This window comes from Bradyrhizobium sp. USDA 4452 (genome assembly GCF_054063575.1).
This window is the reverse complement of sequence record NZ_JBSSGK010000001.1, coordinates 2,256,847-2,278,361: the sequence shown is the minus strand read 5'-3', so window position 1 is coordinate 2,278,361 and position 21,515 is coordinate 2,256,847. Positions and strand designations below refer to the sequence as shown.

Genomic DNA, 21,515 nt, shown 5'->3' with positions numbered 1-21,515 from the left:
TTATCACCTTGTCATATTCAAAGCAGCCTGTTCGCCTGCAGATTTTTACGCCATTACTTTGTGGATTTTCTCGGCTCATGTTCTTGATTTGTTCTAAAGCTATGTTAGCTTCAAAACATGAGCCGAGCATCCTCTCATGCCCTCAAGCACCCGCCGGTAACGGCGCCCTCCGATAACCCGGCGGGTGCACCCCCTCCCTTTCCCGAGCTTGCGGTTGCGATCGAGCGCGAGCGACGGCGCGGTCGCGGCGCGCAGTCCAACGCCAGTGGCCGCTACGAGGCCGAGGCGCGGGTTGCCTTCGACGACGGCTGGCAGAGCCTCGAGGACCTGCCGCCGTTTTCGACCAGCGTGGCGCTCGACACCTCGCGCAAGGTGATCACCCGCAACGACTCGCCCGACATCGGCTTCGACCGCTCGATCAATCCCTATCGCGGCTGCGAGCATGGCTGCGTCTATTGCTTCGCGCGGCCCACCCATGCCTATCTCGGCCTGTCCCCGGGGCTCGACTTCGAATCGAAACTGTTCGCCAAGCCGGACGCGCCCGCGCTGCTCGAGAAGGAGCTGGCGGCGCCCGACTACGAGGCCCGGATGATCGCGATCGGCACCAACACCGACCCCTATCAGCCGATCGAGCGCGACCGGAAGATCATGCGCGGCATTCTCGAGGTGCTGGAGCGCGCCGGGCATCCGGTCGGCATCGTGACGAAGTCGGCGCTGGTGACCCGCGACATCGACGTCCTGGCGCGGATGGCCAAGCGCAATCTTGCCAAGGTCGCGCTCTCGGTGACGACGCTCGACCCGAAGCTCGCCCGCACCATGGAGCCGCGCGCCGCGACCCCGCCGAAGCGGCTCGAGGCGATCAAGCGGCTCGCCGATGCCGGCATCCCGACCACGGTGATGGTCGCGCCCGTGATCCCGGCGCTGAACGATTCCGAGATCGAGCGCATCCTCGATGCCGCAGCCCATGCCGGCGCCAAGGAGGCGAGCTACGTGCTGCTGCGGCTGCCGCTCGAGGTCCGCGATCTGTTCCGCGAATGGCTGATGGCGAACTATCCGGATCGCTATCGCCACGTCTTCACGCTGATCCGCGACATGCGCGGCGGCCGCGATTACGACTCGCAATGGGGCACACGGATGAAGGGCACTGGCCCGATGGCCTGGATGATCGGCCGCCGCTTCGAGATCGCCTGCGAGAAGCTCGGCCTCAACAAGCGGCGCACCAAGCTGACCACCGATCACTTCGCCAAGCCGAAGCGTAGCGGGGAGCAACTCAGCTTGTTTTAGGTGAGACCCGTAGCCCGGATGCAGCCAACGGGTCGCGCGAACGCGCGCCCGATGACAGGTTCCGCGAAATCCGGGGTCTCGTGTCTGCGGCCAGAGCTTCCCCGGATTGCGCTTCGCTGCATCCGGGCTACGAAGAAGAAGTCAAAACAGCGAGTGCGACCATGAGTAACGCCCCGACCGCCCGCTTCACCGTCCTCACGCTCGGCGTCAGCGACATGCGCGCCAGCATCGCCTTCTACGAATCGCTCGGCTTCACCAGGAAGATGCGCGCGACCGGCGAGGAGGTCGCCTTCTTCGACACCGGCGGCAGCGTGCTCGGGCTGTTCCCGTGGCATCTGCTCGCCGACGACGCCGGACTGTCCGATCAGCCGCGGCCGGCCGCATTCCACGGCGTCTCGATTGCCTGGAACTGCAATGACGATGCCGAGGTCGATCGCGTGATGGCGTTCGCGCTGTCGAAAGGCGCCAAACTGCTCAAGCGCGCGCAGCCGACCAGCTATGGCGGCTATTGCGGTTATTTCGGCGATCCCGACGGCCACGCCTGGGAAGTGGTGCGCGCACCGGGCTTTGAGGTTCTCGAAAACGGGCGGGTATCGATCCCGGATTAGAGAGAGATATGGATTGAATAGCGGGGAAGGGAAGCGGGTTCCCGGTTGCGTCGGCGGCCTTGCTTGATCACGATCCCCGTATGATTCGGGATAAGTCCAAAAGCGTGTCGAAGAAGAAGTCGGCTGAACCGGCCGCGCCGGGCAAGCGCGTGATCGCCGTGACGCGGCCGAGCTTTCGGCGCGAGCGGGCGCTGATCAAGCGCGGCGTCTGGCCGGTCGCGGGCTGCGACGAGGCCGGGCGGGGCCCGCTGGCAGGTCCGGTGGTCGCCGCTGCCGTGGTGCTCGACCCCAATCGCGTTCCCAAGGGCCTCGACGATTCCAAGCGGCTGACCGCCGAGCGCCGCGAGGAGCTGTTCGAGGAAATCTGCGCGACCGCGGCGTTCTCGGTCGCGGTGGCCTCGCCGGCGCGAATCGATCGCGACAATATATTGCGTGCCTCGCTGTGGGCGTTGGCGCGCGCGGTGCATGCGCTGCCGGAAATGCCGAAGCACGTCTTCGTCGACGGCCGCGACAAGCTCGCCACGCCCTGCGACTGCGACGCGGTGATCGGCGGCGACGGCATCGTGGCCTCGATCGCTGCGGCCTCGATCATCGCCAAGGTGACGCGCGACCGCCTGATGTGCGCGCTAGCGCTGGATTGCCCCGGCTACGGGTTCGAGCAGCACAAGGGCTATGGCGTCCCCGAGCATCTCGAGGCGCTGGACCGGCTCGGCCCCAGCACCCATCACCGCAGCTTCTTCGCACCGGTCGTCGCCGCGCGGCTGAAACATTTCCCGGTGTCAGCCGAGCCCGACCTGTTCACGGTGGATGCGACAAGCGAGGCCGCGGCATCCGAAGCGGCGTAGCTTGCCGCAGCGCGGGCTACGACGTGCGCCATCGCTTGCAGCACCCCTCTCCCAACCCTCCCCCGCAAGGGGGGAGGGAGCCCTTCCGCCAGTGCCCCACTCACATTCGCTAAGGAGCCAGAAGAAAAGGGACGCAACACCTCGATGCCGTGACCCGCGGTGAGGTGAGCACGCCGGTTTGGCTCCCTCCCCCCTTGCGGGGGAGGGTGGGGAGAGGGGGCCGCGAGTAGCGCTGGTCGTTCGCACGGAGAGAATCCCCCACGCCGTTCACCGTTGCCTCCACCGCCGCCGCCGTTTATCAAAACCTTCGGGATCAGATGGCGCCGCCGGATCGGCGTGGCTGGGGCATTTCAGGCGTTTCATGCGGTTTACCTCCCTGGTTGTCGAACTGATCCGCGCCCGGCCGCGCCTCGTGGTGTGGGTCGTGGTGCTGGTGCAGGCCGCGATATGGCTGCTCTTGCCGCTGATCTTCTACGGCAGCCCGCCCGGCAATCTCGCCACCGTGCTCGCGTTCGGCCGCGAATATCAGGTCGGCACCGACATGGGGCCGCCGCTTTCGTTCTGGCTCGCCGACATCGCCTTCCGCGCCGCCGGCAATCACGTCTTCGGCGTCTATCTCTTGGCGCAGGTCTGCGAGATCGTCACCTTCATCGCCTTCTACCAGCTGGCCCGCGCCATCGTCGGCGGCCCGCAGGGCGTGCTGGCGGTGCTGTTGTCGATGACAGTCGTGGTGTTCTCCTCGCCGAGCGTCGAGTTCGGCCCGCTGATCCTGGCGCGTCCGCTGTGGGCGCTGTTGCTGCTGCATTCCTGGCAATTGATCGGGCAGAACCGGCGCGCCGCCTGGTTCGCCTGGTCGATCGATTGCGGCCTCTTGCTGCTGACGACACCGGCGGCGCTCGGCATGATCCTGCTCGTGGTCGGCTTTGCGGTCGCAACCGAGCGCGGGCGGCGCACGCTGCGCGCGGTCGATCCGCTCTATGCCCTGCTCGTCATCATCGTGCTGGCGCTGCCCTATCTGATCTGGCTGATCCGCGCCGACGCGCTGGCGCTGCCGCCCTTGCCTGTGCTCGCCGAGCTCAAGGCGCGCGCGCTGCGCTGGGGCGTCGTGCTCGGCGGGCTGATCGTGGCGACCGCAGCGATCGTCGTGCTGGCGCTGCTCAATTCGCGCTGGTTCGCCCGCGACCGTGAGGATGCCCCGATCATCTACCGTCCGCCGGTCAGTCCGCTGGCGCAGCACTTCGTCTATTTCTTCGCGTTCGCGCCGGCGATCGTCAGCAGCTTCGTCGCCGGGCTGTTCGATCTGGATCGCGCCTTCGGCGGCGCCGGCGTTGCGCTGTTGATGTCGGGGCTCGCGGTCGTGGTCGCGACCGGCGATCTGATCCATCTCAGGCGGCAGCGGCTGCTGCGCTCGGTGTGGGCGTTCGCTGTCGCTGCGCCCGCCGCGGCCGCGCTGGCGACGGCGCTGTTCCTGCCATGGACCAGCACCACGGAGGTCCCGACCTCGCTGCCGGCAGCCGCGATGGGACGCTTCTTCGACGACAGCTATGAACGCCGCACCAACCAGCGCCTGCGCGCGGTCGCCGGCGATCCCGAACTCGCCAGCCTGATCGCGATGAACGGGCGCCGTCCGCATCTGTTGCTCGACGCCGCGCCGCAACGGACGCCCTGGCTGTCGGTGGCGAAATTCAACGAGACCGGCGGCGTCGTGGTGTGGCGCGCGCAGGACACCGCCGGCACGCCGCCGCCCGAACTCGCGCAACGCTTCCCCGGCCTCGTGCCGGAAGTGCCGCGCTCGTTCGACCGGCTGGTCAATGGAAGGCAGCCGGTGCTGCGGATCGGCTGGGCGATCGTGCGGCCGAAGGGGTAGGGATCAGTCGGTCTGTAGGATGGGTAGAGCGCAGCGAAACCCATCCATTCACGCCGGCTGCGCTAATGATGGGTTTCACAGCGCTCTACCCATCCTGCGAAGCAGCACCTTCCTACGAAGCGAGCACCTTCGCGATCGCGCGCAAGTCCTGCCACGACAATCTCTTGTAGGACGGTGAGCGCAGCAGATAGGCCGGATGGAAGGTCGCGACGGCGCGGATCGTGCGCGTGCCGGTGTCGTAGTCGATCCATTTGCCTCGCGTGCGCATGATGCCCTCGCGGGTGCCGAGCAGCGCCTGGGTCGAGGGATTGCCGAGCGTCACCAGCACGTCGGGATCGACCAGCTCGATATGGCGCTGGATGAAGGGCAGGCACACCTGCGTCTCCTGCGGCGTCGGCGTGCGGTTGCCCGGAGGCCGCCACGGGATGACATTAGCGATATAGGCCTTGCTGCGATCGAGCCCGATCGCAGCGATCATGCGGTCGAGCAGCTTGCCGGAGCGGCCGACGAACGGCAGCCCCTCGATGTCCTCGTCGCGGCCCGGCGCCTCGCCGACGAACATCACGCGCGCCTGTGGATTGCCGTCGGCGAACACCAGCCGGGTCGCGGTGTGCTTCAGCGCGCAGCCGTCGAACGTCTCCATCAGCGTGCGCAAGGCTTCAAGTGTCGGAGCGGTGCGTGCGGCCTCGCGTGCGGAGGCGATCGCCGCGTCCGGCGCGATGGTGATTTCGCTGCGCGGAACGGCAGGCATCGGTGGCGGGCGCAGCGGATTGAGCGCGGCTGGACGCGGCGCGGCCGGGGCGGGAACTGGCTCGGGCTCTTCCAGCCGGTTGATCGGCTCGTCGCCGAGCGCGCAATCGACCCCGGCCTCGAGGTAAAAGGCCAGCAATTGCTGCAGTGTAGGGGTGGGCTCGGGCATCAGGGCCATCGGCGCAATCTAGAGCATGGTGGAGAAAAGTGGAGGCTCGATTTCGGAAAAGATTATTCTCCTGAGGTATCCGGACCGTGCAAAGGCGGCGAGGCGCAATTCCATGGTTGTCCTTCCGCCAAAAATCGGAAACAACGACTTTTGAAAAGCTTAGAAGCGTTCTCAATGGGCTGAGACCAAGATCATGAGTGCTGAAGACCTTCCCCCGCGCGAGTCTATGGAATTCGATGTCGTCATCGTCGGCGCCGGCCCGTCGGGCCTGTCGGCCGCGATCCGGCTCAAGCAGCTCAATCCCGAGCTCTCGATCGTCGTGGTGGAGAAAGGCTCCGAGGTCGGTGCGCACATCCTGTCGGGTGCAGTGATCGATCCGGCCGGCCTCGACAAGCTCATCCCCGACTGGCGCGAGGATGCCGATTGTCCGCTCAAGACACAGGTCACGAGCGACCGCTTCTACTGGGCGACGTCGCAGGGCTGGTTCCGGATTCCGAACTTCATCATGCCGCCGTTGATGCACAACCATCACAACTACATCGGCTCGCTCGGCAATGTCTGTCGCTGGCTGGCGCCGAAGGCGGAAGCGCTCGGCGTCGAGATCTATCCGGGCTTTGCCGCCGCTGAAGTGCTCTATGACGACAAGGGCGCGGTGCGCGGCATCGCGACCGGCGACATGGGCATCGCCAAGGACGGCAGCCACAAGGATTCCTACACCCGCGGCATGGAGCTGCTCGGCAAATACACGCTGTTCGCCGAAGGCGCGCGCGGCTCGCTGTCGAAGCAGCTGATCGCGAAGTTCAAGCTCGATGCCAACTCCGAGCCGCCAAAATTCGGCATCGGGCTCAAGGAGGTCTGGCAGATCGATCCGGCGAAGCACAAGAAGGGCCGGGTGCAGCATACGCTGGGCTGGCCGCTGAACGACAAGACCGGCGGCGGCTCGTTCCTCTATCACTACGACGACAACCGCGTCGCGGTCGGCTTCGTCGTGCATCTGAACTACAACGACCCGTATCTGTCGCCGTTCGACGAATTCCAGCGGATGAAGACGCATCCCGATATCCGCGAGCTGTTCGAAGGCGGCAAGCGGCTCGCTTATGGTGCGCGCGCCATCACCGAGGGCGGCTACCAGTCGGTGCCGCGGCTCTCCTTCCCGGGCGGTGCGCTGATCGGCTGCGCGGCCGGCTTCGTCAACGTGCCGCGCATCAAGGGCATCCACAATGCGATGGGCTCGGGCATGCTCGCCGCCGAACATGTCGCGGCCGCGCTCGGTGCCGGACGCGCCAATGACGAGCTCGTCGAATACGAGAATGCCTGGCGCTCGTCCGCGATCGGCAAGGACCTGTTCAAGGTCCGCAATGCCAAGCCGTTGTTGTCGAAGTTCGGCAACCTGCTCGGCATGGCGCTCTCCGGCTTCGACATGTGGTGCAACACGCTCGGCTTCTCACTGTTCGGCACCCAGTCGCACGCCAAGCCGGACCGCAAGACGCTCGATCCTGCCAAGCAGCACCAGCCGATTGCCTATCCGAAGCCGGACGGCAAGATCACGTTCGACAAGCTGTCGTCGGTGTTCCTGTCCAACACCAACCATGAGGAGGACCAGCCGGTCCATCTCAAGGTCGCCGACATGAACCTGCAGAAGACCTCCGAGCACGACGTGTTCGCCGGTCCCTCCAACCGCTATTGCCCGGCCGGCGTCTATGAGTGGGTCGAGGAATCCGCAGGCCCGCGTTTCCAGATCAACGCCCAGAACTGCGTCCACTGCAAAACCTGCGACGTGAAGGACCCCAACGGCAACATCACCTGGGTTCCTCCGGAGGGCGGCGGCGGTCCGAACTACGAGGCGATGTAAGGTCAAGGGTAGGGCCAAGGGTAGGGCGAGACGGCCGACCACATTTGCGTGAGGCGGGGACAGCCGGTCCCTGCACCCCTCTTCGCCTCTCCCTTGTGGGAGAGGCATAGGCCGCCTTTGGCGGCCGTTTCTTGAGCGCGCCGAAGCTTTGCTTCGGCTATGTTGCATCGACAGATGCAATCCGGGTGAGGGGTACCGGTCCATCGAGGGCCTTCGATCGACGGATTGAGCTGAACCCCTCACCCGGAATTCAAGCTTTCGCTTGAATTCCGACCTCTCCCACGAGAGGAGAGGTGGAACTGGCCGTGTGGCGGGCCTCCCGAGACGCTTTTTGCTTCCGCCCGCGAATATGCCGGGCCCGGTCACGATACCGCCATAGTGGGAGCGTCTTGCGGTGCGGCTGGCTGGATCGGCGTGCGTAAGGGCCTAATCTGCCGATTGATTCGGCATGGGTTACCTCCGGGCGATCCTTGCGGATAAAAGCCAAAAGCGGCATTGTCGCTCGCCATGATGCCGCCGCTTGGGTTCGCATTTTGAGACTGATCGCAGGATCTTGTCGCGAAGATCTCGTCGCGAAGATCTTGGCCGTAAATCCTTCGTGGCCTTAAACCCCTGGAGCAAGGCGACCGTGATGCTGTCCACCCGTTTCAACCGCCTGACGATTGCCGTTCTAGCTGCCGCGGCGCTTGTCGTGCCTGCGCAGCTGGCGGCGCAGACGCCCGACCATCCGACCGACAATGCCGCGCAATTCCCGTCCAAGACGGACCTGAAGTCGCTGACCACGGCCGGCAGCTATCTCGCCGCCCGCCACGCCAGTGTCGAGCGCGATGCGGCCTCGGCTGCGGCGTTCTACCGCTCGGCGCTGCGCACCGACCCGAAGAATTCCGAGCTGCTCGACCGCGCCTTCATCTCCTCGCTCGCCGACGGCGACATCGATGAGGCAGTGAAGCTCGCCGACCGCATCCTGACTCAGGACAAGGCCAACCGCGTCGCCCGCCTCGTCGTCGGCGTGCGCGACCTCAAGCTGAAGAAATACGCCGCCGCGCAGTCCAACATCAACCAGTCGGTGCGCGGCCCGATCACCGATCTCGTGGCGACGCTGCTGTCGGCCTGGGCCGCCTATGGCGCCGGCGACAGCAAGGGCGCGGTCGCCTCGATCGACAAGCTGACCGGCCCCGAGTGGTATCCGATCTTCAAGGATCTGCACGCCGGCATGATCTACGAGCTGTCCGGCAAGGAGAAGGATGCCGGGACCCGCTTCGAGAAGGTCTACAAGCTCGACGATTCGATGCTGCGCTCGGTCGACGAATACGCGCGCTGGACCTCGCGCAACAAGGATGCCGCCGCCGCGACCGCGATATACGAGGCGTTCGACAAGAAGCTGCCGCGGCATCCGCTGGTGCTTGAAGGCATCAAGGAGACCAAGGCCGGCAAGAAGCTGCCGCCGCTGGTCGATTCACCGCAGGCCGGCGCCGCCGAGGCGCTGTACGGCATCGGTGCGACGCTGACCCGCCGCGGCGGCGAGGACCTCGCGCTGGTCTATCTGCAGCTCGCGCTCTATCTGCAGCCGAACCATCCGCTGGCGCTGCTGTCGCTCGCCGATCTCTATGAATCGGTGAAGAAGCCGCAGATGGCGATCAAGGTCTATGAGCGGATGCCGGCGTCCTCGCCGCTGAAGCGCAACGCCCAGATCCAGCTCGCGACCAATCTCGACGCCGCCGACCGCAGCGACGAGGCGATCAAGATCCTCAAGGAAGTCACCGCCGATCAGCCGAAGGACATCGAGGCGATCCTGGCGCTCGGCAATATCGAGCGCGGCCGCAAGAAGTTCGCCGACTGCGCCACCACCTATTCGCAGGCGATCGACGCGCTGCCGGCCGCCAGCGGCGACAAGAACGCCTGGGTCACCTACTACTACCGCGGCATCTGCGAGGAGCGCTCCAAGCAGTGGAACAAGGCCGAGGCCGACATGCGCAAGGCGCTCGAGCTGCAGCCCGAGCAGCCGCATGTGCTGAACTATCTCGGCTATTCCTGGATCGACCAGGGCATCAACCTCGACGAAGGCATGAAGATGATCAAGCGCGCCGTCGATCAGCGTCCTGACGACGGCTACATCGTCGATTCCCTCGGCTGGGCCTATTATCGCATCGGCAATTACGACGAGGCGGTGAAGAATCTCGAACGCGCGATCGACCTGAAGCCGGAAGATCCGACCATCAACGACCATCTCGGCGACGCGTATTGGCGTGTCGGCCGCACCCTGGAAGCCAAATTCCAGTGGGCGCATGCCCGCGACCTCAAGCCCGAGCCGGAAGAGCTGCCGAAGATCCAGGCCAAGATCGACAACGGCCTGCCGGACGACACCTCGAACGCCGCCTCCGCCGACAAGAAGAAGGACGACGACGGCAAGGGCGGCTAGGGTCCGGTATAGCCGCCAGGGTGCATTGCCAATTGAGACGTGATGCCTGGGCCTTGTCCCGGGCATCGGCGTTTCCAAATCGTCATGGCCGGGCTTGACCCGGCCATCCATCCGCTTCGTGACCATCCATCCCCTTCGCGAGATGAAGTTTCGGTTGATGGATGCCCGGGTCAAGCCCGGGCATGACGGTGGGTGTGCTTCAGGCGCATGCCAAAACCGCGGAATTTCTATCCAAACAAAGGGATAGGATCGTGTGGCGATTTACGCTAATCGCACACGATGTTTGTTTTTAGGGGTTTATCGCCGTGCCGGCGCTGATTGAAGAAGGGCGTGCCAAGGTCAACCTGACGCTCAGGGTTGTCGGACGGCGCGTCGATGGGTTTCACGACCTGGAGAGTGTGGTCGCGTTTGCCGATTGCGCCGATCGTCTCACGCTGGAGCCGGGCCCCGAGCTGTCCCTCGCGATGCTGGGACCGCTGGCCGATGCCTGCGGCGATACATCTGACAATCTGGTGCTCAAGGCCGCACGCCTGCTCGGCGAACGCGTCGCGGATCTCGAGGTCGGCCACTTCACGCTGGAGAAGGTGCTGCCCGTTGCGGCCGGCATCGGCGGCGGCTCGGCAGATGCCGCGGCGGCGCTGCGGCTTTTGGCGCGGCTCAACGAGCTCTCGCTCGACGACAGCAGGATCATGGAAGTCGCGCTGCAGACCGGCGCCGACGTGCCGGTGTGCGTCGCCTCGCGCGCCTGCGACATGACCGGCGTCGGCGAGGGCCTGCTGCCGCTCGATCTGCCGAAGATGCCCGCGGTGCTGGTCAATCCGCGCGTGCCGGTTGCAACCAAGGATGTTTTCAATGCGCTCGGCCTGCGCCATGGCGAGCTCCTGATCGGCGCTACCGATGTGATGATGCAGGCGCAGGATTGGCCAGAGGCCGGCCGGGCGGTCGACGACTGGATCGCGGCGCTGTCGCGCGGCACCAATGATCTCGAAGCCCCGGCCGCGCGCATCGAGCCGGTCATCAGCGACGTCCTGTCCGCGCTGCGCGCGACCACGGGCGCTCGTCTGGTGCGCATGTCGGGCTCCGGCGCGACCTGCTTTGCGGTCTTTGCCACCGATGCCGACGCGGAGGCCGCCGGCGAACAGCTCCGCGCCGGGCATCCCGGCTGGTGGGTGCATGCCGGCTCGCTGAGCTAGCGCGATCGCGGTGCCGCGACCTTCCTCTCCATCGTCATTCCCCGGTGCGCAATTCTGTGGCCCAATGGATTCCGGGCTCGCGCCAAGTGGCGCGCCCCGGAATGACATCTGGAGAGATGCGACAAGAACGCTAAGCCGCGTCCCCAACTTCAACTGTCATCGCCCGGCTCGACCGGGCGATCCAGTACGCCGCGGCTTCTCGGTTCAAGCACTGCCGTCTCTGGAATACTGGACCACCCGCTTTCGCGGCTGATGACACCGCTGGCCATTCTGCATGATGCCGAGCGGCATTGCAGCGCTTCCCACCGCAACGCCGGGCAGCGTTGCGCCCCGGATTGCTTGGCAAGCCAAACCCTCTTTGCCATAACAGCACGAAACAACAGCATTGCGCGTGCGGGACCGTTCGGAATCCGCCTGCACAACGAGCCGGGAGGATGCCATGGCCAATATCCGAGTTCTCGCCACCGATCTGGAATTTCCCGAAGGTCCCGTCGTGATGCCCGACGGTTCGGTCGTGCTGGTCGAAATCCGCGGCCAGCGGCTGACCCGGGTCTATCCCGACGGGCGCAAGGAGATCGTCGCCAAGGTGCCGGGCGGCCCGAATGGCGCCGCGCTCGGCCCCGACGGCAAAATGTACATCTGCAACAATGGCGGCTTCTCCTGGATCCCGACCAAGAACTTGATCATGCCCGGACCGCAGCCGGAGGATTATCTCGGCGGTTCGATCCAGCGCGTCGATCTGCAATCGGGCAAGGTCGAGACCGTGGTGACGAAGTGCGGCGAGCACGAGCTGCGCGGGCCGAACGATCTGGTGTTCGACAGACACGGCGGCCTGTGGTTCTCCGATCTCGGCAAGCGCCGCGCCCGCGAGATGGACGTCGGCGCGTTCTATTATCTGAAGCCCGGCATGAACGAGATCGTCGAGGCCGTGCACGGCATCCTGCCGGCCAACGGCATCGGCCTGTCGCCGGACGAGAAGACCGTCTACATCGCGGAGACGCCGACGGCGCGGCTGTGGGCCTATGAAGTGTCCGAGCCCGGCACCATCAAGCCGCGCGACGTCATCTATCGTGGCGAGCGCGGCAAGCCGATCGCCGGCCTCGGCGGCTACCAGATGTTCGACTCGCTCGCGGTCGAAGCGTCGGGCAATGTCTGCGTCGCGACGCTGATCTCGGGCTGCATCTCGGTGATCGCACCCGACGGCACATTGGTCGAGCAGGTGCCGACCGGTGACCGCGTCACCACCAATATCGCATTCGGCGGCCCCGACCTGAAGACCGCCTACATCACGCTGTCGGGCAAGGGCGAACTGATCGCGATGGACTGGCCGCGGCCGGGATTGCCGCTGAATTTCTTGAACAAGTAACGTAAGAACGTCATTGCGAGGAGCTCGTGACAAAATTGCAACGCAATTTTGCACTGAAGCGACGAAGCAATCCATCGCGCCGCATCTGAGGACAGATGGATTGCTTCGCTTCGCTCGCAATGACGGAAAGGATCGAAAATGCCCTGGCTCGAACCTGTCACCCTTCGCGGCGCGCATGCGCGGCTCGAACCGCTTTCGCATGATCACGCCGCCGGCCTCATCGAGGCTGCGAAGGACGGTGATCTCTGGAAGATCTGGTACACCGCGATCCCGAAGGCGGAAACCATGGGCAAGGAGATCGACCGCCGGTTGGGCCTGCAGGCCGCAGGCACGATGTTGCCGTTCACGGTATTCGACGCTGACGGCCGGATCGCGGGTATGACAACCTACATGAACGTCGACGCGCCGAATCGCCGCGTCGAGATCGGCTCGACCTGGTACGCCAACCGTGTGCAGCGCAGCGCGCTCAATACGCAGTGTAAGCTCCTGCTGTTGACGCACGCCTTCGAGACACTTGATTGCATCGCGCTCGAGTTCCGCACGCATTTCTTCAATCACCAGAGCCGGCGCGCCATCGAGCGCCTGGGTGCGAAGCAGGACGGCATCCTGCGCAGCCATCAGATCGCGCCCAACGGCACGTTGCGCGACACCGTGGTTTACAGCATCATCGCCAGCGAGTGGCCGACGGTGAAGGCGCATCTGAACTATCAACTCAACGAAAAGCCGCGCTGACATTTCGGTCGGCGCCAGAAACGAGACGATGGAAACGTTCGATTATGTGATCATCGGCGCGGGTTCCGCCGGGAGCGTGCTGACCAACCGGTTGAGCGAAGACGCAGGCGTCAGGGTGTGCGTGCTCGAGGCGGGGCCGAGCGACTGGCATCCCTACATCCATCTGCCGGCCGGCTTCATCAAGACCTTCCACATGAAGAGCGTGAACTGGGCCTACCAACAGGAGGTGGGTCCCTATACCGGCGGACGCAGCATCTACGCGCCGCGCGGCAAGACGCTCGGCGGCTCGTCCTCGATCAACGGCCACATCTACAACCGCGGGCAGCGCCAGGATTTCGATACCTGGGCGCAGCTCGGCAATCGCGGCTGGGGCTATCCCGACGTGCTGCCCTATTTCCGGCGCATGGAGCGGCGTATCGGCGAGGGCGACGACACCTATCGCGGCCGTGACGGCAATCTCACGGTCACCACGATGGACTGGCAGGACCCGCTCTGCGAGGCCTTCATGGCCGGCGCGGTCAGCCTCGGCATCCCACGCAATCCTGATTACAACGGCCAGATCCAGGAGGGCGTGTCGTACTGCCAGCGCACCATCCTGAACGGCCGCCGGGTCAGTGCCGCGACTGCATTCCTGCATCCGGCGAGGAAGCGGCCGAATGTGGACGTGCGCACGCATGCGCATGTCACCGGCATCATCTTCGAGGGCAAGCGCGCGGTCGGCGTGCGCTACAACCGCGGCGGCAAGCACGGTGATCCCTTGGAGATCCGCGCCACCAAAGAGGTCATCCTCTCCGGCGGCGCCTACAACTCGCCGCAGCTGCTGCAGCTCTCCGGCGTCGGCTCGCCCGAGCTGTTGCGGTCGCACGGCATCGAAGTGCGCCATGCGCTGCCGGGTGTCGGTGAAGGCCTGCAGGATCACTACGCGCCGCGTTCGGTGGCGCGGGTCAAGAACATCCGGACCATCAACGAGCTTCGCCGCGGCTTCAGCCTGTGGGGCGAGGCGATCAAATGGGCGACGACGCGGCGCGGCCTGCTGTCGTTGTCGCCGACCATGGTCTACTGCTTCTGGCACTCCGGCGAGACCACCGAGAGCTCCGATTTGCAGCTCACCTTCACGCCCGCGAGCTACAAGGAAGGCGTGCAGGGCCAGCTCGAGGACGAGCCCGGCATGACAGTGGCCTCATGGCAACAGCGGCCGGAGAGCCGCGGCTATGTCCGCATCCGCTCCGCCGATCCGTTCGCGCCGCCGATCATCCAGACCAATTATCTCGCCGAGGAGATCGACCGTCGCGTCGTCGTCGCCGGCATGAAGCTGGCGCGTCGGCTGCTCGCCTCCGAGCCGCTCAGTCCGTACTACGCCTATGAGGACTTTCCGGGTCCGAAGGTGCAAAGCGACGACGAGTTGCTCGCGGCCGCGACCCAGCGCGGCACCACCACCTTCCATCCCGGCTGCACTTGCCGGATGGGCCCGGCCGACGCGCCCTGGGCCGTGGTCGACGACCAGCTTCGGGTCCACGGCATGGAGGGCCTGCGCGTGATCGACGCCTCGATCATGCCGCGGATGATCTCCGCCAACCTCAACGCCTCGACGTTGATGATCGCCGACAAGGCCTCAGACATGATCCGCGGCAAGGAGCCCGAGGCCGCCGCGAAGCTGCCGGAGTATGCGTGAGGAGGCTTGCTTACCTCGCCCCGCTTGCGGGGAGAGGTCGAAATTCGCGGGACGCGAATTTCGGGTGAGGGGGGACTCTCCGCGCATTGAACTCGCGGAGAGTGCCCCTCATCCCGACCTTCTCCCCGCAGGCGGGGAGAAGGGGAAGAAGAGGAACTCAGCCGTAGACGAACGCCTTGTCCTTGAGGTCGATCGCCGGGAATTCGTCCTTCTCGGCCCAGTAGTCCTGGTTGTGCTGCCACTCCGGCTTGTCGCCGCGCTTCGGCAGCAGGTGCATGCCGCGCATCATGTAGCCGGGGTTGAAGTTCTCCGGATCGATCCACGGCAGCAGCGGCATGTTATGGTCTTCGGGGCGCAGCGCCGGCGTCACCTTCTTCGCGCCGGTCGCCTTCATGTGCTTGAGCATGCGGCAGACGAAGTCGCCGACCAGGTCGACGCGCAGGGTCCAGCTGGCGCGGAAATAGCCGAACACCCAGACGAGGTTCGGCACACCGGTGAACATCATGCCGCGATAGGTCACGGTATCCTTGAAGTCGAGCGGCTTGCCGTCGATCGCGAAGTCGATGCCGCCATTGGCGGAGAGGTGGAAGCCGGTCGCGGTGATGATGATGTCGGCTTCGAGCTCCTTGCCGGATTTGAGCAGGATGCCCTTCTCGGTGAAGCGGTCGATCTCGTCGGTGACGACGGAGGCCTTGCCGCTCTTGATGGCCTGGAACAGATCGGCATCAGGGACGAAGGCGATGCGCTGCCGCCACGGCCGGTAGCTCGGCGTGAAATGCGTGGCGATATCGTAGTCCTTGCCGAGAACGGCCTCGACCGCGGCCAGCAAGTCCTTCTTGGCCCCCTCGGGGTCGGCGAAGGTGCGCTTGGTGAAGGCGTCCTGCTCGAACAGGATCTTGCGCCTGACGATCTCGTGGATCCAGGCCTCGTCGACCTGCAGCCGGCGCAGCTCCTCGGCGATCTCGATCGCGTTGCGGCCGGTCCGGAAATAGGTCGGCGAACGCTGCAGCATGGTGACATGGCCGGCGTCATTGGCCATCGCCGGAATCAATGTCGCAGCGGTCGCGCCGGAGCCGATCACGATGACGCGCTTGCCCTTGTAGGCGAGGTCGTCGGGCCAGGTCTGCGGATGCACCACCGTGCCCTTGAACTTCGCCATGTCGGTCCATTCGGGCGTATAGCCCGCGTCGTGGCGGTAATAGCCTTGGCACATCCAGAAGAAGTTGGTGGTGAAGCGCAGCCGCTCGCCGGTATCGATCCGCGTCGCGTCGATGGTCCAGAGATTGGTCTCGTTCGACCAGTTCGCGGCGGTGATGGTGTGGCGATAGCGGATGTGGCGGGCGAGATCGTTCTCGTCGATCACCTCGCCCATGTATTTCAGGATCTCGGCTGCGCTCGCGATCGGCGCGCTGGTCCACGGCTTGAAGCGATAGCCGAAGGTGTGCAGGTCGCTGTCGGAGCGGATGCCGGGATAGCGGTGGGTCGACCAGGTGCCGCCGAAGGTCTTCTGCGTCTCCAGCACCACGAAGCTGGTGCCCGGGCATTGCGTGGTGAGGTGGTAGGCGGCGCCGACGCCGGAGATGCCGGCGCCTGCGATCAGGACGTCGAAATGCTCTGTGGTGACGGGCTCGGCGGCGCGGATTTGGGTCTGGACGTTCATCTTCCCTGGTCTTCTTCTTGGTTGGAGCGGTCAGCAAAACGCCGGAGCGGATGCCCCGGCGTTTGCATGAACTAGACTTCGCGGCGGCTGAGGAACGCCAGCCGCTCGAACAGGTGCACGTCCTGTTCGTTCTTGAGCAGCGCGCCATGCAGCGGCGGGATCAGCTTGCGCGGATCGCGCTCCCTGAGCATCTCGGGCGTGATGTCCTCGTTCAAGAGCAGCTTGAGCCAGTCGAGCAGCTCGGAGGTCGAGGGCTTCTTCTTCAGGCCCGGCACCTCGCGGACCTCGAAGAAGATGCGCAGCGCCTCTTCCACCAGCCGCTTCTTGATGCCGGGGAAGTGCACGTCGACGATCTTGCCCATCGTGTCGGCGTCGGGGAACTTGATGTAGTGGAAGAAGCAGCGGCGCAGGAACGCGTCCGGCAGTTCCTTCTCGTTGTTCGACGTGATCATCACGATCGGGCGCAGCTTCGCCTTGATGGTCTCGCCGGTCTCGTAGACGTGGAATTCCATGCGGTCGAGTTCGAGCAAGAGGTCGTTGGGGAATTCGATGTCGGCCTTGTCGATCTCGTCGATCAGCAGCACCGGGCGCTTCTCGTTGGTGAAGGCCTCCCACAGCTTGCCGCGCTTGATGTAGTTCTTGATGTCGGACACGCGCGCGTCGCCGAGCTGGCTGTCGCGCAGGCGCGACACCGCGTCGTATTCGTAAAGGCCCTGCTGCGCCTTGGTGGTCGACTTGATGTGCCAGGTCAGAAGCGGCGCATCGATCGCCTTGGCGACTTCCTCGGCCAGCACGGTCTTGCCGGTGCCGGGCTCGCCTTTCACCAGCAGCGGGCGCTCGAGCACGATGGCGGCATTGACGGCGACCTTGAGGTCATCGGTGGCGACGTAGTCCTTGGTACCCGTGAATTTCATCTATCTGGTTGCCTTGCTTCGTTCGTCGGCCGCATGGTTCTCCACTTCGGCCTCAACATGAAACGACCGCCTTCGCAGCGGCCGTCGGGAATGCAAATTGTTCGATCAGGCTCGCCTGATCAGCGACAGGATCACCAGCACGACAACAGCACCGATGGTCGCGTTGACGATGTCGCGGATTGCGCTGCTGCCGAGGCTGACGCCAAGGCGGGGCAACAGCCAGCTTGCGACCAGCGCGCCGATGATGCCGACGACGATGTTGCCGATCAGACCGAAGCCCGCGCCGCGCACGATCAGCCCAGCGAGCCAGCCGGCAATCGCACCGATCACCAGTGCCGCAATGATGCCCATTCAAACGTCCTGCCCAATGTCTTGTCAGGCGCAATTGTAATTGAAAAAGCCGGGCGGTCTAGGGCGGATTCCGCAGCGCAGCGGTACCCTGAACGGCGCGGCACGCATGGAATGTCGACCGTCATGTTTCCGTCACGCGGAATGACCGCTGCACGGATACGCGGCGGGCGTCGTTGAATGGACCCCGCGGGACGCGGCGCAGGGGACCAAATCAGGGCGGATCGCCGGTCCCGGCATGGCTCGGCCCCTTGACGCCACCGGCCCCGCGGGCGATCTAGGTGAGTATGTTCCTGCAGTTCTTCACATCGCTGCGCGACGCCCAGGTCCCCGTGACGCTGCGGGAATATCTGACCTTGATGGAAGCGCTTGACGCCGATCTCGCCGAACAGACCGTCGAGAACTTCTACTATTTGTCGCGCGCCGCCCTGGTGAAGGACGAGCGCAATCTCGACAAGTTCGACCGCGTGTTCGGCACCGTGTTCAAGGGGCTCGAGAGCCTGCTCGACGCCATGGGCAAGGCGGAGATCCCCGAGGAGTGGCTGAAGAAGCTCGCCGAGAAGTATCTCACCGAGGAAGAGAAGAAGCAGATCGAGGCCATGGGCTGGGACAAGCTCATGGAGACCTTGAAGAAGCGCCTCGAGGAACAGAAGGGCCGTCACCAGGGCGGCAGCAAATGGATCGGCACCGCCGGCACCTCGCCGTTCGGCGCCCACGGCTATAATCCCGAGGGCGTGCGGATCGGCCAGGAGAAGAACCGCAACAACCGCGCCGTCAAGGTGTGGGACAAGCGCGAGTTCAAGGATCTCGACGGCAATGTCGAGCTCGGCATCCGCAACATCAAGGTCGCGCTGCGGCGGCTGCGCAAGTTCGCGCGCACCGGCGCGCCCGACGAACTCGACCTCGACACCACGATCAAGGAGACCGCCAACCACGGCTATCTCGACGTGCACATGCGGCCCGAGCGGCGCAACGCGGTCAAGGTGCTGGTGTTCTTCGATATCGGCGGCTCGATGGATTCGCATATCGAGCAGGTCGAGGAGCTGTTCTCGGCCGCCAAGAGCGAATTCAAGCACATGGAGTATTTCTACTTCCACAACTGCCTCTATGAAGGCGTCTGGAAGCTGAACAAGCGGCGCTTCACCGATCGCACGCCGACCTGGGACGTGCTGCACAAGTACCCGCACGACTACAAGGTGGTGTTCGTCGGCGACGCCTCGATGTCGCCTTACGAGATCATGGTGCCCGGCGGCTCGGTCGAGCATGTCAACGAGGAGGCCGGCTCGGTCTGGCTCGACCGCATCACCCGCACCTATCCGCATGCGGTGTGGCTCAATCCGGTGGCACAGAAGCACTGGGACTATTCGGAATCGACCACCATCATCCGCCGCCTGTTCTCCGAGCGCATGTATCCGATCACGATCGAGGGGCTGGAGAACGCAATGCGGGAGCTGGTGCGCTAACCGCACAAGGCGTCGCGCGCCGGCGGGCGTGCCAACAACATCCAGGGAGAGCCCCATGCCCCAGAACATCCATCGCGGCATCAAGGTGATGATCGACGAGGCCAATGCCGAGATCGAGACCATCAGCGCGGCCGATGCGATCACGCTGATCGGCAAGAACGACGTCGTGATCGTCGACATCCGCGATCCCCGCGAGATCGAGCGCGACGGCAAGATTCCCGGCGCATTCTCCTGCACCCGCGGCATGCTCGAGTTCTGGATCGATCCGAACAGCCCCTACGCCAAGCCGATCTTCCAGGAAGACAAGAAGTTCATCTTCCACTGCGCCGGCGGCATGCGCTCGGCGCTCGCCGCCAAGACCGCGAAGGACATGGGCCTGAAGCCGGTCGCCCATATGGGCGGCGGCTTCGCCGCCTGGCGCGAGGCCGGCGGTCCGATCGAGGCGTGGGAGCCGAAGAAGAAGGGCTGAAATGCCTTTCGCCCGCAAGGACATCAGATCATGACCGCAACCGACGATCCGCTCGTTTCGACCGAATGGCTGGCTGCGCATCTCGGCGACGCCAACGTCAAGGTGCTCGACGCGACCTTCAAGCTGCCCGGCGTGCTGCCGCTGCCGAAGGACGATTATCTCGCCGCGCATCTGCCCGGCGCGGTGTTCTTCGACGTCGATGCCGTGTCGGATCACTCCAATCCGCTGCCGCACATGTTTCCGAGCGCCGAACAGTTCGGCCGCGACGTCGGCGCGCTCGGCGTCAGCAATGCCGACACTGTCGTGATCTATGATGCCGGCGGCTGGGTCGCGGCACCGCGCGCCTGGTGGATGTTCCTGTCCTATGGCCATCGCAACGTGCGTATCCTCAACGGCGGCCTGAAGAAGTGGCGCGCCGAGGGCAGGGCGGTCGAGAGCGGCGAGGTGAAGCCGAAGCCCGCGACTTTCAAGGCGAGCTACGATCCGAGGCGTGTGCGCAGCATCGAGCAGATGATCGCCAATGTCGAAAGCCGTGCCGAGCAGGTGATCGATGCGCGCGCCGCCGAGCGCTTCGAGGGCCGCGCGGCCGAGCCGCGGCCGGGTATCCGCGCCGGCCACATCCCGGGCGCCCGCAACGTGCCCTACAACCAATTGTTCGATGCCGCGAGCGGCGAGATGAAGCCGCTCGACGATCTGCGCAAGTCGTTCAGCGGTGCCGGCGTCAAGCTCGACGCACCGATCGTGACGAGCTGCGGCTCGGGCGTCTCGGCCGGCGTGCTCACGCTGGCGCTCTACCGGCTCGGTGTCACCGACACCGCGCTCTATGACGGCTCGTGGTCGGAATGGGGACAGGCGAGCGGCCCGCCGATCGCGACGGGGCCGGCCTAAAGCTGCAGGATCAACGCCGCGTAAGCGGCACCGGGATCGTGTTGCCGAACGGGTCGAGCTGCTGCTGCTGAACCGCCTGCCGGACCGGCGCCGCGCGGACGACGCGCCGCCGCTGCTTGCGATGCGCCGGCTTGCTGGCCGCGCGGCGCTCCGGCTTCTTCGCCTCACCGACCTTCGGCGCCCCCGGCGCTTCGACGACGACTTCGGGGCCGCCCAGCGTTGCGATCCTGGTCGCGGCTGCGATCGCCTCGGGTGACGGCGGCGGCGCCGGCTCCGGCACAGCTATCGCAGGTGCCGGTGCTGCGAGCGCAGGTTCATTGGGTGTGGCTGGCGGATCGGCCACCGCGGCGACCTTGGGCTCGGTTGGCTCCGGTGTCGCTTCCGCGGAAGCCGGCGCCGGCTGCGATGCGGGCGAGGGATCCGCAGCGAGGGCCTGGGGAGCGGCTTCGGCGGACTGCGCTGGCGCTGGCGGCTCCGCGGCCTGAGGTTCCGGCTTGGGCTTGGGCGGCACGGTCGGGGACGAGTCTTCCACCTGCACCGTGGCGATCTTCGCCGGCTCGGCAGGTGGCGCGGCTTCGACGGAAGCAACCGGCTCGGATGCGGCAACTGGCTCGGACGGCATCGAGGGCGCCGGGGCGTCGGCCGCGGTCTTGTCCGCCGGCGACTCGACCCGAACCATCGCGAGCACCGGCGGTGTCTCCGGTTGTTGCACGAATTGCGGCTCGGGCGGGGCCCGGCGGGCGGGAATGCTGGCGAATTCCTCATGCGCCGCGCGAAACAGCGCGGCTGCGCCTAGCCCGAACACCAGAAGCGACGTGGCCAGCACGATCGCGGCGAACAAGAAACGAAGGCCGGGGAGCATGGGCGCGGGTTCCCCCTTCTGCGGGAGGGTCTCTGGTGTCGAGGGAACGCGGTGACCACACTAATAAGAAAGCCGGCGTCGCGAGAGCGAATCAGGCCGATTCGAAGATATCGCAACCCTCCGAGACTGTTTGTTACAAAATGCGCGTGATTGA

18 protein-coding genes are annotated in these 21,515 nt (G+C 65.3%); 13 read left to right on the top strand and 5 right to left on the bottom strand.

Annotated elements, in window-relative coordinates; genetic code table 11:
- Nucleotides 1-117 precede the first annotated feature (117 nt).
- From ACVISU_RS10885 to ACVISU_RS10870, 4 genes are all read left to right on the top strand, one after another.
- On the top strand, nucleotides 118-1,284 hold the full coding sequence (locus ACVISU_RS10885; protein ID WP_456706951.1) for a PA0069 family radical SAM protein: 1,167 nt from the start codon (nucleotides 118-120) through the stop codon (nucleotides 1,282-1,284).
- A 161-nt stretch (nucleotides 1,285-1,445) separates the two neighbouring features.
- Entirely contained in the window at nucleotides 1,446-1,892 is a 447-nt protein-coding gene (locus ACVISU_RS10880; protein WP_050403947.1) for a VOC family protein, read from the top strand.
- Between the two features lie 80 nt (nucleotides 1,893-1,972).
- Nucleotides 1,973-2,737 carry a ribonuclease HII gene (locus ACVISU_RS10875; RefSeq protein WP_456706950.1) on the top strand — a complete coding sequence of 255 codons (765 nt, stop codon included), beginning with the start codon at nucleotides 1,973-1,975 and terminating at the stop codon, nucleotides 2,735-2,737.
- Nucleotides 2,738-3,098: 361 nt separating this feature from the next.
- Nucleotides 3,099-4,604 (top strand): glycosyltransferase family 39 protein, encoded by a 1,506-nt coding sequence (locus tag ACVISU_RS10870; RefSeq protein WP_456706949.1) that lies wholly within the window; start codon nucleotides 3,099-3,101, stop codon nucleotides 4,602-4,604.
- 112 nt (nucleotides 4,605-4,716) lie between these two features.
- Here ACVISU_RS10870 and ACVISU_RS10865 read toward each other — a convergent pair whose 3' ends face one another.
- The gene (locus ACVISU_RS10865; protein ID WP_050406843.1) at nucleotides 4,717-5,526 is read right to left on the bottom strand and encodes a uracil-DNA glycosylase; all 810 of its coding nucleotides are present in this window, start codon (nucleotides 5,524-5,526) and stop codon (nucleotides 4,717-4,719) included.
- Between the two features lie 190 nt (nucleotides 5,527-5,716).
- Here ACVISU_RS10865 and ACVISU_RS10860 point away from each other — a divergent pair, with 190 nt between their 5' ends.
- From ACVISU_RS10860 to ACVISU_RS10835, 6 genes are all read left to right on the top strand, one after another.
- Nucleotides 5,717-7,375 (top strand): electron transfer flavoprotein-ubiquinone oxidoreductase, encoded by a 1,659-nt coding sequence (locus ACVISU_RS10860; protein ID WP_456706948.1) that lies wholly within the window; start codon nucleotides 5,717-5,719, stop codon nucleotides 7,373-7,375.
- 631 nt (nucleotides 7,376-8,006) lie between these two features.
- On the top strand, nucleotides 8,007-9,794 hold the full coding sequence (locus tag ACVISU_RS10855) for a tetratricopeptide repeat protein (protein ID WP_456706947.1): 1,788 nt from the start codon (nucleotides 8,007-8,009) through the stop codon (nucleotides 9,792-9,794).
- 305 nt (nucleotides 9,795-10,099) lie between these two features.
- On the top strand, nucleotides 10,100-10,987 hold the full coding sequence (locus tag ACVISU_RS10850; RefSeq protein WP_456706946.1) for a 4-(cytidine 5'-diphospho)-2-C-methyl-D-erythritol kinase: 888 nt from the start codon (nucleotides 10,100-10,102) through the stop codon (nucleotides 10,985-10,987).
- Between the two features lie 439 nt (nucleotides 10,988-11,426).
- Nucleotides 11,427-12,353, top strand: a complete 927-nt coding sequence (locus ACVISU_RS10845; RefSeq protein ID WP_050406803.1) for an SMP-30/gluconolactonase/LRE family protein — start codon at nucleotides 11,427-11,429, stop codon at nucleotides 12,351-12,353.
- Nucleotides 12,354-12,491: 138 nt separating this feature from the next.
- Nucleotides 12,492-13,085: a GNAT family N-acetyltransferase gene (locus tag ACVISU_RS10840; protein WP_456706945.1), complete on the top strand. Its 594-nt coding sequence runs from the start codon at nucleotides 12,492-12,494 to the stop codon at nucleotides 13,083-13,085.
- 28 nt (nucleotides 13,086-13,113) lie between these two features.
- Entirely contained in the window at nucleotides 13,114-14,757 is a 1,644-nt protein-coding gene (locus ACVISU_RS10835) for a GMC family oxidoreductase (protein WP_050406805.1), read from the top strand.
- 157 nt (nucleotides 14,758-14,914) lie between these two features.
- On the opposite strand, the gene ACVISU_RS10830 is transcribed toward ACVISU_RS10835, so the two are convergent.
- From ACVISU_RS10830 to ACVISU_RS10820, 3 genes are all read right to left on the bottom strand, one after another.
- Nucleotides 14,915-16,417: a flavin-containing monooxygenase gene (locus ACVISU_RS10830; RefSeq protein ID WP_456706944.1), complete on the bottom strand. Its 1,503-nt coding sequence runs from the start codon at nucleotides 16,415-16,417 to the stop codon at nucleotides 14,915-14,917.
- Nucleotides 16,418-16,488: 71 nt separating this feature from the next.
- Nucleotides 16,489-17,331, bottom strand: coding sequence for an AAA family ATPase (locus ACVISU_RS10825; RefSeq protein ID WP_050406807.1), 843 nt, complete (start codon nucleotides 17,329-17,331; stop codon nucleotides 16,489-16,491).
- A gap of 105 nt (nucleotides 17,332-17,436) precedes the next feature.
- Nucleotides 17,437-17,682, bottom strand: a complete 246-nt coding sequence (locus tag ACVISU_RS10820) for a GlsB/YeaQ/YmgE family stress response membrane protein (RefSeq protein ID WP_050406808.1) — start codon at nucleotides 17,680-17,682, stop codon at nucleotides 17,437-17,439.
- A 284-nt stretch (nucleotides 17,683-17,966) separates the two neighbouring features.
- On the opposite strand from ACVISU_RS10820, the gene ACVISU_RS10815 reads away from it, so the two are divergent.
- The 3 genes from ACVISU_RS10815 to sseA are packed head-to-tail and all read left to right on the top strand — an operon-like array spanning nucleotide 17,967 to nucleotide 20,499.
- Nucleotides 17,967-19,142: a vWA domain-containing protein gene (locus tag ACVISU_RS10815; protein ID WP_456710801.1), complete on the top strand. Its 1,176-nt coding sequence runs from the start codon at nucleotides 17,967-17,969 to the stop codon at nucleotides 19,140-19,142.
- Between the two features lie 55 nt (nucleotides 19,143-19,197).
- Nucleotides 19,198-19,611 (top strand): rhodanese-like domain-containing protein, encoded by a 414-nt coding sequence (locus ACVISU_RS10810; protein ID WP_050406810.1) that lies wholly within the window; start codon nucleotides 19,198-19,200, stop codon nucleotides 19,609-19,611.
- Between the two features lie 30 nt (nucleotides 19,612-19,641).
- A complete protein-coding gene (gene sseA, locus ACVISU_RS10805; protein ID WP_456706943.1) occupies nucleotides 19,642-20,499 on the top strand; it encodes a 3-mercaptopyruvate sulfurtransferase in 858 nt (285 codons plus the stop codon).
- Between the two features lie 10 nt (nucleotides 20,500-20,509).
- Here the strand turns inward: sseA and ACVISU_RS10800 are convergent, their stop codons facing one another.
- A complete protein-coding gene (locus ACVISU_RS10800) occupies nucleotides 20,510-21,361 on the bottom strand; it encodes a hypothetical protein (protein ID WP_456706942.1) in 852 nt (283 codons plus the stop codon).
- Between the last annotated feature and the right edge of the window lie 154 nt (nucleotides 21,362-21,515).

What these genes read in the sequence shown, in the direction of transcription:
- ACVISU_RS10870 (WP_456706949.1), top strand. Translation starts at nt 3,099, where the DNA reads ATGCGGTTTACCTCCCTGGTTGTCGAACTGATCCGCGCCCGGCCGCGC.
- ACVISU_RS10820 (WP_050406808.1), bottom strand. Translation starts at nt 17,682, where the DNA reads ATGGGCATCATTGCGGCACTGGTGATCGGTGCGATTGCCGGCTGGCTC.
- ACVISU_RS10835 (WP_050406805.1), top strand. Translation starts at nt 13,114, where the DNA reads ATGGAAACGTTCGATTATGTGATCATCGGCGCGGGTTCCGCCGGGAGC.
- ACVISU_RS10860 (WP_456706948.1), top strand. Translation starts at nt 5,717, where the DNA reads ATGAGTGCTGAAGACCTTCCCCCGCGCGAGTCTATGGAATTCGATGTC.
- ACVISU_RS10830 (WP_456706944.1), bottom strand. Translation starts at nt 16,417, where the DNA reads ATGAACGTCCAGACCCAAATCCGCGCCGCCGAGCCCGTCACCACAGAG.
- ACVISU_RS10855 (WP_456706947.1), top strand. Translation starts at nt 8,007, where the DNA reads ATGCTGTCCACCCGTTTCAACCGCCTGACGATTGCCGTTCTAGCTGCC.
- ACVISU_RS10885 (WP_456706951.1), top strand. Translation starts at nt 118, where the DNA reads ATGAGCCGAGCATCCTCTCATGCCCTCAAGCACCCGCCGGTAACGGCG.
- ACVISU_RS10815 (WP_456710801.1), top strand. Translation starts at nt 17,967, where the DNA reads ATGTTCCTGCAGTTCTTCACATCGCTGCGCGACGCCCAGGTCCCCGTG.
- ACVISU_RS10810 (WP_050406810.1), top strand. Translation starts at nt 19,198, where the DNA reads ATGCCCCAGAACATCCATCGCGGCATCAAGGTGATGATCGACGAGGCC.
- ACVISU_RS10845 (WP_050406803.1), top strand. Translation starts at nt 11,427, where the DNA reads ATGGCCAATATCCGAGTTCTCGCCACCGATCTGGAATTTCCCGAAGGT.
- sseA (WP_456706943.1), top strand. Translation starts at nt 19,642, where the DNA reads ATGACCGCAACCGACGATCCGCTCGTTTCGACCGAATGGCTGGCTGCG.
- ACVISU_RS10840 (WP_456706945.1), top strand. Translation starts at nt 12,492, where the DNA reads ATGCCCTGGCTCGAACCTGTCACCCTTCGCGGCGCGCATGCGCGGCTC.
- ACVISU_RS10825 (WP_050406807.1), bottom strand. Translation starts at nt 17,331, where the DNA reads ATGAAATTCACGGGTACCAAGGACTACGTCGCCACCGATGACCTCAAG.
- ACVISU_RS10800 (WP_456706942.1), bottom strand. Translation starts at nt 21,361, where the DNA reads ATGCTCCCCGGCCTTCGTTTCTTGTTCGCCGCGATCGTGCTGGCCACG.
- ACVISU_RS10880 (WP_050403947.1), top strand. Translation starts at nt 1,446, where the DNA reads ATGAGTAACGCCCCGACCGCCCGCTTCACCGTCCTCACGCTCGGCGTC.
- ACVISU_RS10875 (WP_456706950.1), top strand. Translation starts at nt 1,973, where the DNA reads ATGATTCGGGATAAGTCCAAAAGCGTGTCGAAGAAGAAGTCGGCTGAA.